Annotated in this window: 12 protein-coding genes; 4 read left to right on the top strand and 8 right to left on the bottom strand. The window is 70.7% G+C overall.

Annotation, left to right across the window (positions count from 1 at the left end; genetic code table 11):
* Window positions 1-11: 11 nt before the first annotated feature.
* The 3 genes from ACCP09_RS11480 to ACCP09_RS11470 form a co-directional block, all read right to left on the bottom strand.
* Window positions 12-1,052 carry an NADH:ubiquinone reductase (Na(+)-transporting) subunit F gene (locus tag ACCP09_RS11480; protein ID WP_433745660.1) on the bottom strand — a complete coding sequence of 347 codons (1,041 nt, stop codon included), beginning with the start codon at window positions 1,050-1,052 and terminating at the stop codon, window positions 12-14.
* A 58-nt stretch (window positions 1,053-1,110) separates the two neighbouring features.
* Entirely contained in the window at window positions 1,111-2,760 is a 1,650-nt protein-coding gene (locus tag ACCP09_RS11475; RefSeq protein ID WP_123685807.1) for a methane monooxygenase, read from the bottom strand.
* A gap of 67 nt (window positions 2,761-2,827) precedes the next feature.
* On the bottom strand, window positions 2,828-3,073 hold the full coding sequence (locus tag ACCP09_RS11470; protein WP_027935441.1) for a hypothetical protein: 246 nt from the start codon (window positions 3,071-3,073) through the stop codon (window positions 2,828-2,830).
* 140 nt (window positions 3,074-3,213) lie between these two features.
* Between ACCP09_RS11470 and ACCP09_RS11465 the strand changes: the two genes are divergently transcribed.
* Window positions 3,214-5,013: a sigma-54-dependent Fis family transcriptional regulator gene (locus ACCP09_RS11465; protein WP_378362395.1), complete on the top strand. Its 1,800-nt coding sequence runs from the start codon at window positions 3,214-3,216 to the stop codon at window positions 5,011-5,013.
* An 11-nt stretch (window positions 5,014-5,024) separates the two neighbouring features.
* On the opposite strand, the gene ACCP09_RS11460 is transcribed toward ACCP09_RS11465, so the two are convergent.
* Window positions 5,025-5,630: an HAD family hydrolase gene (locus tag ACCP09_RS11460; protein ID WP_433745655.1), complete on the bottom strand. Its 606-nt coding sequence runs from the start codon at window positions 5,628-5,630 to the stop codon at window positions 5,025-5,027.
* A gap of 46 nt (window positions 5,631-5,676) precedes the next feature.
* Between ACCP09_RS11460 and ACCP09_RS11455 the strand changes: the two genes are divergently transcribed.
* Together ACCP09_RS11455 and rraA are read left to right on the top strand one after the other, a co-directional pair.
* Window positions 5,677-5,976 carry an ArsR/SmtB family transcription factor gene (locus tag ACCP09_RS11455; RefSeq protein WP_027935438.1) on the top strand — a complete coding sequence of 100 codons (300 nt, stop codon included), beginning with the start codon at window positions 5,677-5,679 and terminating at the stop codon, window positions 5,974-5,976.
* Window positions 5,973-6,443, top strand: coding sequence for a ribonuclease E activity regulator RraA (rraA, locus tag ACCP09_RS11450; protein ID WP_027935437.1), 471 nt, complete (start codon window positions 5,973-5,975; stop codon window positions 6,441-6,443). Before ACCP09_RS11455 ends, rraA begins: the two co-directional genes overlap by 4 nt.
* Window positions 6,444-6,476: 33 nt before the next feature.
* On the opposite strand, the gene ACCP09_RS11445 is transcribed toward rraA, so the two are convergent.
* From ACCP09_RS11445 to ACCP09_RS11430, 4 genes are all read right to left on the bottom strand, one after another.
* Window positions 6,477-7,289, bottom strand: a complete 813-nt coding sequence (locus ACCP09_RS11445) for an FAD binding domain-containing protein (protein ID WP_027935436.1) — start codon at window positions 7,287-7,289, stop codon at window positions 6,477-6,479.
* Window positions 7,286-7,756: a (2Fe-2S)-binding protein gene (locus ACCP09_RS11440; protein ID WP_017983258.1), complete on the bottom strand. Its 471-nt coding sequence runs from the start codon at window positions 7,754-7,756 to the stop codon at window positions 7,286-7,288. The genes ACCP09_RS11445 and ACCP09_RS11440 overlap by 4 nt, the downstream gene beginning before the upstream one ends.
* Window position 7,757: 1 nt before the next feature.
* Complete coding sequence (locus tag ACCP09_RS11435) at window positions 7,758-9,998, bottom strand: xanthine dehydrogenase family protein molybdopterin-binding subunit (protein WP_433745649.1); 2,241 nt, start codon at window positions 9,996-9,998, stop codon at window positions 7,758-7,760.
* A 366-nt stretch (window positions 9,999-10,364) separates the two neighbouring features.
* On the bottom strand, window positions 10,365-11,321 hold the full coding sequence (locus ACCP09_RS11430) for a helix-turn-helix domain-containing protein (protein ID WP_433745646.1): 957 nt from the start codon (window positions 11,319-11,321) through the stop codon (window positions 10,365-10,367).
* 117 nt (window positions 11,322-11,438) lie between these two features.
* Between ACCP09_RS11430 and ACCP09_RS11425 the strand changes: the two genes are divergently transcribed.
* Window positions 11,439-12,392, top strand: coding sequence for a VOC family protein (locus tag ACCP09_RS11425; protein ID WP_027935433.1), 954 nt, complete (start codon window positions 11,439-11,441; stop codon window positions 12,390-12,392).
* Window position 12,393 lies beyond the last annotated feature (1 nt).

Below are 12,393 nucleotides of genomic sequence, written 5' to 3'. Positions count from 1 at the left end.
GGCTTGTTCCTTCACTCGTCGCCGGTGGTGGTGAACTTGTCGTAGAAGATCCGCCGGTCCGCGACCCCGAGCGCGGGCAGCAGTTCCAGGGCCGCCTCGACCATCGGCGGCGGCCCGCACACGTAGGCGTCGGCGCCGGCGAGGTCCGTCTCGTGGCGGCGCACGACGTCGGTGATCAGCCCGGTCTCGCCGTCCCAGTCGTCGTCGCCGGGCTCGGACAGCGCGGGCACGTAGGTGAACGCGGGCAGGGCCTGCTCCAGCCCGTGGAGCTCCGCCTCGAAGCAGAGGTCCTGCTTGCGGCGGGCGCCGTAGTAGAACGTGGTCGGGCGCGCGGCCACCTCGCCGCCGCGGGCGGCCATCGACCGCAGCAGCGACAGGATCGGCGCCATGCCCGCGCCGCCGCCGACGAACACCAATGGCGCGCCGGGCGCGTCGCGCAGGGTGAACACCCCGAACGGCCCGGTCACCTCCAGCCGGTCACCGACCGCGACACCGGTGTCCAGGAACTGCGAGAACAGGCCGCCGGGGTAGATCTTGACCACGAACTCGAGGTGCCCGTCGGTCGGCAGGCCGGCCATGGAGAACGAGCGCGTCTCGTCCGTGCCGGGCACCGCGAAGTCCAGGTACTGGCCGGGGAAGTACTTCAGCGCGGCCGGTTCGACCAGCTTCAGCACGAGGTGGCGCATGTCGTGCGTGACCGGCTCGTTGGCCACGACCTCGGCCACCGCGGTCTGGATCGGCAGTCCGGAGTGGATCATCTCCTCGTCGTAGTTGAGCAGTTCGATGGTCAGGTCCTCGTACGCGTGCGCCCGGCACAGCAGCGTGAACCCTTCCTCCTTCTCGAAATCCGGCAGCGCGAACGTGGAGTACCTTTCGAGCTCCACGTCGTCGCCCTCGAGGATGAACGACTTGCACGAGGCGCACTGCCCCTCCTTGCAGCCGTGCATGAGCATCACGCCCTGCTCGGCGGCGGCCCGGAGGACGGTCTGGTCCTCGTCGACCTCGATCTCGATCCCCACCGGCTCGAAGCGCACCACGTGCTTGTCGCCCATCGACACCCCTTCGTGTCCCGGCGCGCGGGCCCCGGTTCGCCCGGGGCCCGCGGTGCGATCAGTTCGCCGGAGCCGGCCGCCCGGCCGGTCCCTGGCGGTTGTAGTCGGCGATGAAGGCCGACCGCTCGTCGTCGGTCATCTGGTTGAGCAGCACGTTGGGGCTCTGCACCTCCGGCATGCGCCGCAGGTGGTCCAGCGTCCACATCTTCTTCGGGTCGAGGTTCAGGTGCGGCTGCGCGACCATCGTCTTGCCGTCGTCGCGCACGAAACCCATGTCGGAAACGACGTCGGCCCAGTTCCAGCCGTGGTAGAGGGTCTCCCACTCGCGGGAGCCGACCAGCTGGCCCATGTTCGGCGTCTGCCTGCCCTGGTAGACCGGGCGGAACGCTTCCGCGTCGGTCCAGCGGCACGGCTCCGAGCAGTAGGTGCGCCACTGCCCGTCGACCTTGTCGATCACGGTGTCCTCGCGGATGAGGCACGGCACCATGCAGGTCCAGCACCGGTGCGGGTACACGTAGTCGACGTCCTCGGCGACGATCGGGTGGTGCCCGTTCGGCACGGACAGCCGGTTGTAGTTCTCCCACCACTTCCCGTACTTGTCGTACCAGCCGGGGTACTTGTGCTCGAACCACTCGAAGTCCTCGTCGGTCATCGGGTCGATGCGCCAGTAGTTGGCGAGCCACCCGGTGGCGAAGAACTGCGCGACCTCGTGCACGTAGCCCTTGTTCCAGATGCGGTTCCAGGCCTCCTCGATCAGGTCGTGCGGGATGACCAGGCCGTACTTCTCCAGCGGCACGAGGTAGCTGCGGTAGTAGTCGTCGTAGATCCAGCGGCGCCACATCTCGGCGTAGGACTCGCGGTCCTTGCGGCGGTCCTTGGTGCCGTACTCGATGAACGTGCCGATCGCGGCGTCGACCACGGCGTGGTTGTTCCACCACGCGTAGCGCAGGTCGCGTTCGAGCAGCTGGTGGTTGCTTTCGTCGGACAGCGCCATCAGCAGCGTGGCGTAACCGTTGCTGATGTGCCGGGACTCGTCGGACTGCACCGAGTGGAAGACCGTCGGCAGCAGGTAGTCGCCGTTCGCCGCGGCCTCCGCCGGCATGGCCACGAACAGCGTGTTGGTGAACGCGGTCTCGGCGACGATCGTCAGGTAGATGCTCGCCGCGGTGATGGCGTCACCGGTGATGAAGCCTTCCGCGAACTGGCGGCCGATGGTGCCGCAGTAGTCGTTCTGGAAGTTGCGCAGGCTCGAGTTGAAGCCGGCCGGGTCGATGTAGTTGTTCATGTAGAGGCGCTTGAGGTTCTGCTGGATCGTCGAGTGCCGGACCTCGTCGATCATCTGGATCGCCTGGCCGTTGTGCAGCTCGGGGTTCGGCACGGTGCGGAACAGCAGCGGCATCGCGCGCGCCGCCGAGATCTCCGGCAGCGGGATGATGCTCAGGAACAACTTCTGCCACTCCAGCCAGCGCTCCTGGACCTGGCGGAACATGTTGCCGCGGATCGCGCCGTCCTCGGCGCCGTACACGCGGTGGTCCTTCTCCTCCTGCATCGGGAAATAGGACCGCAGGACCTGCTTGAGCGGATCCTTCTTCTTCGCCTTGCGGAACGTGTAGTCCGTCCCGTACTGCGACACCGGCTCGTGGTAGGCCGGTTCCCAGGACAGTTCCTGGATCTTCTGATGGGCTCTCGCCACACTTTGGCGGCTCATGATCACTCCTAGGTGGGCACAAGTCCTACACCGTCTATTGGAGGCCGCGCGCCGGCGCGTGCGGGTCTCAATATGAGACAGGCGGTTCAGGTTCGCCGAACACGGATCGGCGCAGCTCGGCGAGGTGGTCGTGCACCGCGGTCTTCTGCCGGGCGTCGCCCTCCGCTTCCGGCGTGATACCGAGGGCGCGCAACAGTTCCGCCGCCGGATCGCCGGGGTGCCCGTCCCCGAAGGTGGGGTGCAGGCCCTGGTCGACGAGGTGGTGGAACACGACGTTCACGACCGTCCACGGGTTGTACGTTTCCTCGGGCATGGACCCATCCCACGCCTGCCCCGGACGGGGGCGTGTCTCAATTTGAGACGCGGTGCGACCGCCGTGGAGGGTTACCTTGTGACCCGGGACACAACGGCGGAGTTCGACTACCCTGTTCGGGGCAGCGGCAGGAGGTCAGGGTGGACCACGACCGGGGCAGCGCGGTGCTCGACGACGTCACGCTGGCGCGCACCCGTTTGCGGTTCCTCACCGCCGAGGCGGTCGAGCCCGGGCAGGTCCGCGAAGCGATCCTCGCGTCCTGGTGGCGCTCCCGCGAGTTCCAGGTGCCCGCCGACCGCATCGACCTGCCCTACACCGGCGACCAGGACCTGGACACCCCGCTGATCCGCGGCGCGCAACCGGTGCTCGAACGGCTCGGCGACCAGCTCGAGGGCCAGCCGATCAGCATGATCCTCACCGACCAGTCCGGGGTCGTGCTCACGCAGCGCACCGGCGACCACGACCTGCACCGGCACCTGCAGAGCGTGGAGCTGGCGCCCGGGTTCAGCTACGGCGAGAGGTTCGTCGGCACCAACGGGATCGGCACCGCGCTCGCCGACGGGCGGCCGACGCAGGTGTTCGGGCACGAGCACTACGCGGAAAACCTGGAGAACCTGGCGTGCGCCGGCGTGCCGATCCAGCACCCGATCTCCGGCAAGACGATCGGCGCCGTCGACCTGACCTGCTGGCGCAAGGACGCCGGCGGGCTGCTCGTCGCGCTCGCCAGGTCGACCGCCGAGCAGATCCGGCAGGCGCTGCTGACCCACAGCACCATGCGCGAACTGGTGCTGTTCCAGACCTACCTGCAGGCCTGCCGTCGCACCACCGGGATCGTGATCGCGTTCAACGACGACGTGGTGATGATGAACGACGCCGCCCGCCAGCTCCTCGACCCGGCCGACCAGTCGCTCGTGCTCGGGCACGCCAAGCAGGCGCTGGCCGCGGCCCGGCGCGCCACCGAGACGATCGTGTTGTCCAGCGGCGGCAAGGTGCGCATGTACTGCCGTCGCGTGGCGGGCGAGCGGACCGGCGAGATCGCCGGCGGGGTGCTGTCGGTGCAGCTCGTCGACACCGACGACGGGGGCGCGGGCGTCACGCTGCCCGCCGTGCCGATGTTCCTGCCCGGCGTGGCCGGGTCGGCGCCGACGTGGTCGCGCAGCTGCCACGCCGTCGACAGCAGCTTCACCAGCGGCGAGTGGCTGGTGCTGGCCGGCGAGCCCGGGGTCGGGAAGCACACGCTGGCGCAGGGCGTGCACCGGCGGCGCAACCCGGCCGGGCGGCTGCACACGCTCGACGCGGCCGAAGCCGGACCGGACTGGGCCGCCGACGTGCGGCACGAGCTGCTCGACGACCCGGTGGACACGCTGGTGATCCGGCACGCCGACCGGCTGGGCGACGAGGACCTGCGTGCGCTGGTCGCCGCGCTGCGGCAGGTGCCGCGGCCGGACGGGCCGTGGGTGGCGCTGACGCTGACGCCGGAGGCCGAGAGCAGCCCGCGGCTGGCGGAGCTGCTCGCGTTCTTCCCGCGGACGGTGGGGGTGCCGTCGCTGCGGCGGCACGTGGAGGACCTGGCCGAGCTGGTGCCGCTGTTCCTCAGCAAGCTGTCACACGGCGGGCAGGTGACCTGCTCACCGGAGGCGATGCACCTGCTGATGCGCGCCTCGTGGCCGGGCAACACGGCGCAGCTGCACCAGGTGCTGCGGGAGATCACCCAGCGGCGCCGCACGGGCACCATCCGCCCGACCGACCTGCCGGCCGAGTACCACACCATCGCGCGCCGCCCACTGAACCGTTTCGAGGCCGTGGAGCGCGACGCGATCGTGCGCAGCCTGGAGGACGCGGGCGGCAACAAGGCCCGCGCGGCACAACTGCTGGGCATCTCCCGCGCGACGATCTACCGCAAGATCCACGAGTACGGAATCGTCACGCCGGTCCACTGACACCTGCGGACTCAGCTGGTGGCGCGCAGGGAGCGGGCCCACTCGGCGAGGTCGGTGACCGTCCAATCCGGATTCGGGTGGGCGGGCAGCGGACGGCGGCCGTCGCGGGTGACGAAGGCCGTGCGCATTCCCGCGGCTTGCGCGCCGGCGATGTCCCAGTCGTGCGCGGCGATCATCACCGGCGGCTCGCCGGCGTGTTCGACCAGCGCGTAGGCCGCCGGGGACGGCTTGAGCGCGCCCGCCGACTCGGCCGAGTAGATCGCGTCGAAACCGAGGTCCCCGAGTTGCGCCTCGATCACCGCCTGCGGCGAGTTCCCCAGCGCCACCAGCCGGTGCCCCTGGTCGCGCAGCTCGGCCAGCGCGGGCTCCACATCCGGGTGCGGCGGCAGGGATCGCAGCGTCGCCGCGAGCCGTGGCACGTCCGCCTCGGGGGCGACGGTCCGGGCGCAGGCGCCGGCGAGCTGCGCGAAGTCCTGGTACCGGCCACTCGCGGTGACCACCAGCGCGGTGTGGATGAGCAGGTCGAACCACCGCGCGCGGACCTCCGCGCCGCCGAGGACGTCGTCCAGCGGCGCGAGGTCGAGCAGGGTTTCGTTGATGTCGAAGACCATGAGCATGCCGGGCAAGGTACTATCATCTTCGTACCTACGACAAGGGGACGCGATGGACCTCGATCTCGGCACCGTGCTGTCGGCGCTGGCCGACCCGCACCGGCGCGGGGTGGTCGTCGACCTGCTGGACCGGCCGGACGGCGAGCACGCGTGCGCCTCGTTCGACCTGCCGGTCGCCAAGTCGACCCGCACCCACCACTGGCGCGTGCTGCGGCAGGCCGGGCTCATCCACCAGCGGGACGCCGGCAACGGCAGTTTCGTGCGGCTGCGCCGGGACGAGGTCAGCGCGCGGTTCCCCGGCCTCCTGGACTCCATCCGGCAGGCCCACCACGACGAAAGGCGATCCGAGTGACCTCCTCCACCGCCGACCTGGTCGACGAGCACGGCGACAAGCTCCGGGTGTGCGACACGCAGTTCCGCCAGTTCGGCGGGCAGCGGGTGTTCTCCGGCCGGGTCCGGACCGTCTCGTGCTACCAGGACAACGGCCTGGTCAAGCAGGTGCTCGCGACACCGGGCGAGGGCGCGGTGCTGGTGGTCGACGGGCGCGGCTCGCTGCACACCGCGCTCACCGGCGACCTCATCGCGGGCTCGGCGGTGGAGAACGGCTGGGCCGGCCTGGTGATCAACGGGGCGGTGCGGGACAGCGCGGTGCTCGCCGGCCTGCCGATCGGCATCAAGGCGCTGGGCACCAACCCGCGCAAGAGCAGCAAGGCGGGCAACGGCGCGGTCGACGTGCCGGTCGGCTTCGGCGGGATCACCTTCCACCCCGGCGACATGCTCTACGCCGACGACGACGGCATCGTGCTGCTGGAGAGCTGAGCGAGGGGCGGGCCCAACCGGCCCGCCCCGGACTCAACGACCTGCGGAAACCAGCGCCCGCTCGGTGAGCACCCGCGCCAGGTGCTGCCGGTACTCGGCCGTCGCGTGGGCCTCGTCGGCGGGGGAGGTGCCCTCCGCGGCCAGCGCGGCGGCCTCGGCGGCCGAAGCGCCGTCGGCCAGTGCCGCCTCGGTCGCCGAAGCCCGCAGCGGGGTGCCGCCCATGTTGATCAAGGACACGGCGCTCCCGGCGACGACGACCCCGACGATCGCCCAGTCGATCGACCGCCGCGTGAACTTCTCGAACCCCCACCCGGCGCCGCCCTGCGCCGGGATCCGCACCTCGGTCAGCAGCTCCTCCGGCGCGAGCGGCGTCTCGAACGGCCCCTGGAAGAACTCGGCCGCCGGAATCCGCCGCTCGCCGTCCGGGCCGCGCGCGACCAGGACCCCGTCCACGGCGAGGACCGCCGCGGGCAGGTCGGCGGCCGGGTCGGCGTGGACCAGCGAGCCGCCGATCGTGCCGCGGTGGCGCACCTGCTGGTCCCCCACCTCGCCCGCGACGTGCGCGAGCAGCGGCGCGTGCTCGGCCAGCACCGGGTCGCGGTGCAGGTCGTGGTAGCGCGACATGGCACCGATCGCGATCTCGCCGCCCTCGGCCCGCACGTACCGCAGCTCGTCGAGCGGGCCGATGTCGATGACCACCTCGGGCGCGGCGAAGCGCAGTTTCATCAGCGGCAGCAGGGACTGCCCGCCCGCCAGCAGCTTGGCGTCGTCACCGTGCTCGGCGACCGCGGCCAGCGCCTCGTCCACAGAGGACACCCGCCGGTAGGTGAACTGGGCCGGGATCACCGCTGGACCTCCTGCCCGGACGCGTTCATCACCGCGTTGACGATGTTGTGGTAACCCGTGCAGCGGCACAGGTTCCCCTCCAGCCCCGCGCGCACCTCCTGGCGCGTCGGCTTCGGGTTGTGGTCCAGCAGCGACACCGACGCCATGATCATCCCGGGCGTGCAGAACCCGCACTGCAGGCCGTGCTCCTCGCGGAACGCGCGCTGCACCGGGTGCAGGTCGCCGTCCTCGCCGTGCAGGCCTTCCAGCGTGGTGACCGAGTGCCCGTCGGCCTGCGCGGCCAGGACAGTGCACGACTTCACGGACTCACCGTCGAGCAGCACCGTGCACGCGCCGCAGGACGTGGTGTCGCAGCCGATGTTCGTCGCCGTCAGCCCGGCCTGCTCCCGCACGAAGTGGACCAGCAGGGTGCGGTCCTCGACCTCCTCGGAGACCGTCGTGCCGTTGATCTCGATCGAGACCTTCACTTCAGTTCGCCTTCCTCGCGTCGGTGAGAGCCTGCCAGACCCGCAGCGGGGTGGTGGGCATGTCGAGATGACGCACGCCCAGGTGGGACAGCGCGTCGACGACCGCGTTGTGCACCGCGGGGGTCGAGCCGATGGTCGCCGCCTCGCCGATCCCCTTGACGCCAAGCAGGTTCCGCGTCGTCGGGGTCTCGGAGTCGACCAGCTCGAAGTCGGGCAGCTCGGTCGCCGTGATGAACGAGTAGTCCGCCAGGGTTGCTGTGGTCGGGTTGCCGTCGGCGTCGTAGTTCATGACCTCCAGCAGCGCCTGTGCCGCGCCCTGGCCGAGCCCGCCGTGCCGCTGGCCCTGGAAGGCGAGCGGGTTGACGATCGGGCCCGCGTCGTCGCACGCGATGATCCGCTTCAGCTCGACCTTCCCGGTGAGCGTGTCGACCTCGACGACGGCGAGGTGCGCACCGAACGGGAACGTCGGGGTGCCGTCGCCGAACCACACGTCCGCGGTCAGCTCGGCCTGTTCGGCCAGCTGCGCCCAGGTCACCGAGCCGCTGGCGGGCGCGCCCCGCACCTGGAACGCCCCCTCGGACAGTTCGACATCGTCCGGGGACGCCTCCAGCCGGTCCGCGGCCAGCGCGCGGGCCTGCTCGATGACCTGGTCGGCGGCCTGGCGCAGGGCGGAACCGCCCAGCTGCAGCGACCGCGACCCGAACGTGCCGATCGCCTTGGGCACCTCGTCGGTATCGCCGTGCCGGATGGTGATCTTATCCATCGGGACGCCGAGCTGGTCGGACAGCAGCATGGTCAGCGTCGTGTCCAGGCCCTGGCCGTGCGGCGAGGACCCGGTGTAGGCGGTGACCGAGCCGTCCGGGTTGATCAGCAGTCGCCCGCTCTCGCCGCCGGAGTCGCCGCCGGTGATCTCGACGTAGGCGGCGATGCCGAGCCCGAGCGCCACCGGGTCGCCGGCCTCGCGGCGGCGCGCCTGCTCGGCGCGCAGGTCCGCGTACCCGCCGGCCTCCAGGACCTTGTCCAGCGCCTTGGCGTACTCGCCGGTGTCGTAGGTGGCGCCGGTCGGCGAGGAGTACGGGAACTCCTCCGGCCGGATGAAGTTGACCCGCCGGACCTCGGCCGGGTCCATGCCGATCTCGGTGGCGAACAGGTCCATCGCGCGCTCGATCGCGGCGGTCGCCTCGGGACGGCCCGCGCCCCGGTAGGCCGCGATCGGCGTCGTGTTGGTGACCACGGCCCGGCTGCTCGTCTCCACCTTCGGGAAGTGGTAGACGCCGGTGCCCATCAGCTCGGTGAGCGTCGGCAGGAACATCGTGCGCGGGTAGGCGCCCGCGTCCTGCACGACCTCCAGCCGGAACGCGAGCACCGTGCCGTCGCGGCGGCCGCCGATGGTGACGGTGTTCTGCTGCGCGCGGCCGTGCGTCATCGAAACCAGGTTCTCGCTGCGGGTCTCCACCCAGCGGACCGGCCGCCCGGACCGCTTCGACGCCCAGCCGAGCACGACCGCCTCCGGGTCGGAGCCGATCTTCGCGCCGAACCCGCCGCCGACGTCCGGGGTGATGACGCGGACGTCCTTCGACTCGACGCCAAGCCCCTTCGCCACGGTGGACCGCGAGATCTGCGCGTTCTGCGTGGACAGCCACAGCGTCAGGCGGCCGTCCTCGCCCCACGCGCAGGCCGCGCCGCGCACCTCCAGCGGCGCCGGGGCGACGCGCTGGTTCAGGATCGTCTGCGTGACCACGACCTCGCAGTCGTCGAAAGCCTTGTCGTCGAACTCGCCGCCGGTGGTCTGCAGCACGTTCGTGCCCTGGTCCTCGAACAGCATGGTCTCGTCGCTGAGCGCGCTGTCGATGCTCGCGACCACGTCCAGCGGGTCGTAGTCGATGTCCACGAGTTCGGCGGCGTCCGCGAGCTGGTAGCGCTCCTCGGTGAGCACGAGCGCGACCGGCTCACCGACGTAGCGGACCACGCCGTCGGCGAGCCACGGTTCGACGACCGGGCCCGCCTTGTGCGGGGCGAGATCGATGTCGGCGGCCGTGTAGACCGCGACGACGCCGGGCGCCTCCAGCGCGGCCGACGTGTCGATCGAGGCGATGCGGGCGTGCGCGATCGGGCTGCGCACGAACATCGCGTGCACCGCGCCGGTCAGCGCCTCCACCCGTAGATCCTCGACGTAGGTCCCGCCCTGCGTGATCAGCTGCTGGTCCTCGATGCGGACCACCCTGGTGCCGACGATGCTCAAAACTGGCCTCCCACTACGGATACTTCGCGATCATGCCTCCTGGAGCGACGGAAGTCACCCTCGGGTTCGCCCCACGGAAGAAGGCTTTGGCAGGATCTTGGCGAACACGTACGGTTCTGCCACTCGTGTCGCCGGGCCGGCTGGAGCACGCTCCAGGTGTGGGAAAGATCAGCCGAATCCTCGCCGGGCTACGGGAGTTCGCTGCCACGCAGATCGAGCTCGCCGAGCGCCGCGACCTGGAAAACCGGCCGTGGGAAGAGGAGTTCCTGCACTGGTCCGCGGACGGCGGACTGCACGGGAACGTGGTGCCACCGCGCGGCCGCCACAGCACGTCCCGGTCCGGCTGGTGCCCCGGACTCCACCGCGCTACCGCAGGTCCGCCAGCGACTCCGCGCGGAACTCCGCGGGGGTGCGGCCCGTCTCGCGCTTGAAGACCTGGCCGAAGTGGGACGCGCCCTTGAACCCCCAGCGCGCGGCGATCGCGGCGACCGGCGTCGCGGCCAGTCGCGGGTCCGCCAGGTCGCGGCGGCAGCCCTCGACCCGGCGGGCGCGGATCCACGACGAAACCGTGAACCCGGTGCCCGCGAACAGGTTGTGCAGGTGCCGGGGCGAGATGTAGTGCGCGGCGGCGACCGCGTTCGGGTCCAGGTCCGGATCGCCCAGATGCGCGTCGATCCACTCGCGCACCTGCTCCAGCAGCACCTCGCGCCGTCCGGGCAGCAAGCGCGTGCCGTGCAGCATCACGGTCACCAGGTCCATCACCGTGCGCACCGCGCGCGGGCCGTGCGAGCCCAGGGACTCCACGTTCCGGTTGAGGCTGAGCAGCATGCCCCACACCGTCGACGGCAGGCCCGGCTCGCACTCGAAGGCGGTCGCGGTGATCCCGGGCGGCGGCGCGGGCAGGTACCGCTTGGGGAACCGGACGCAGGTGCTGCGGTAGTCGTCGCTGGAGACGATCGTGGCCGGTTTCGCGGAGTCGTAGATGGCGAAGTGCCCCGGCTTCAGGACCGCGATCCGCCCGTCCTGCGCCAGGCGCAGCTGCCCGGACAGCTGCAGGGTCATCACGTAGAAGTCCTGCTCGTCCGGCGAGATCGTGGCCGCGTCGCGGTAGGCGGCGTGGCGCCCGCTCTCCATGTCGACGAAGTTGACGTCGGCGAGCGGACGGTTGCTGACGACGCCGGCGAACGCGCGCGGGCGCTCGCAGTCGAAGTGGAACCGCAGCACGCTGCGCTCCACCTGGTGCGTCCACGAGCCGAACTCGACCTTCGGCCCGGAGGCCGGGGGCGCCACGGCCACCACGTCCGCGAGTGACGTCATCGTCATCCCCACCGGTTGTGCGCGCATTCGACAGCGGTGTGCGCTCGTCGTTCATGACGGGCGCCGTCCGCCGAATCTACCGTTGCGACACCACCGCGGAAAACCTCAGTGTGGAGGCGTTTCATGGCGTTCGTCGAAGGTTCCCACCACGTCACGTTGTCCGTCGCGGGCGCACAGGAGGACGTGGACTTCCACGTCAAGGTGCTGGGCATGCGCCTGATCAAGCGCACCGTGCTGTTCGACGGCTCCCTGCCGATCTACCACCTCTACTACTCCAACGCCGCGGGCGACCCCAGCAGCGTGGTCACCACGTTCCCGTGGGCGCAGGCCGGGTTCTTCGGCAAACGCGGCACGAACCAGGCGCGCGAGGTGCTGCTCTCGGTGCCGCACGATTCGCTGGACTTCTGGCACCGGCGCCTGACCGAGCACGAGGTCGAGGTCGGCAACATCGAGGTGTTCGGGCAGCGGCGGCTGGCGTTCCGGCACCCGTCCGGCATCGAGTACGTCTTCGTCGGCAACACCGGTGACGACCGCGTCGGGCACGCCGGCTACGGCGTGCCGCCGGAGTGCGCGATCCACGGCATCCACGGCGTGGGCGTCCACGTCGCGACGCCGGACCGGATGGTCGAGTTCGCCGAGGAATCGTTCTTCTCCCAGGGCCGCCTGGCCGAGGAGGGCGACCGCGCCGCGCTGCAGATCGGCAACGCCAAGTACGGCAACCACCTCGAGCTGACGGTCAACCGCACCGACGACCAGGGCACCTGGGGCTACGGCGCCGGCACCTACCACCACTTCGCGTGGAACGTCGGCAACCTGCGCAACCAGGACGAGGTCAAGTTCGACATCGAAGGCCGCGGCTACACCGACATCTCCGAACTGAAGGACCGCAAGTACTTCAAGAGCGTGTACGTCCGCACGCCCGGCGGCGCGTTGTTCGAGCTGGCCGTGACGCACCCCGAAGGCGGCTGGACGTGCGACGAGTCGCCGAAGGAGCTCGGCACGCGGTTCCAGCTGCCCGAGCAGTTCGAGCACCGCCGCGAGGAGATCCTCGCCCGGCTCGAGCCGATCGAGATCTGAG

The organism is Amycolatopsis sp. 3B14 (assembly GCF_050958625.1).
GTDB classification, from domain to species: Bacteria; Actinomycetota; Actinomycetes; order Mycobacteriales; family Pseudonocardiaceae; genus Amycolatopsis_E; species Amycolatopsis_E thermoflava.
This window is presented reverse-complemented; position numbering and strand designations above follow the sequence as displayed.

What these genes read in the sequence shown, in the direction of transcription:
- ACCP09_RS11480 (WP_433745660.1), bottom strand. Translation starts at nt 1,052, where the DNA reads ATGGGCGACAAGCACGTGGTGCGCTTCGAGCCGGTGGGGATCGAGATC.
- ACCP09_RS11475 (WP_123685807.1), bottom strand. Translation starts at nt 2,760, where the DNA reads ATGAGCCGCCAAAGTGTGGCGAGAGCCCATCAGAAGATCCAGGAACTG.
- ACCP09_RS11470 (WP_027935441.1), bottom strand. Translation starts at nt 3,073, where the DNA reads ATGCCCGAGGAAACGTACAACCCGTGGACGGTCGTGAACGTCGTGTTC.
- ACCP09_RS11460 (WP_433745655.1), bottom strand. Translation starts at nt 5,630, where the DNA reads ATGCTCATGGTCTTCGACATCAACGAAACCCTGCTCGACCTCGCGCCG.
- ACCP09_RS11455 (WP_027935438.1), top strand. Translation starts at nt 5,677, where the DNA reads ATGGACCTCGATCTCGGCACCGTGCTGTCGGCGCTGGCCGACCCGCAC.
- ACCP09_RS11430 (WP_433745646.1), bottom strand. Translation starts at nt 11,321, where the DNA reads ATGACGATGACGTCACTCGCGGACGTGGTGGCCGTGGCGCCCCCGGCC.
- ACCP09_RS11425 (WP_027935433.1), top strand. Translation starts at nt 11,439, where the DNA reads ATGGCGTTCGTCGAAGGTTCCCACCACGTCACGTTGTCCGTCGCGGGC.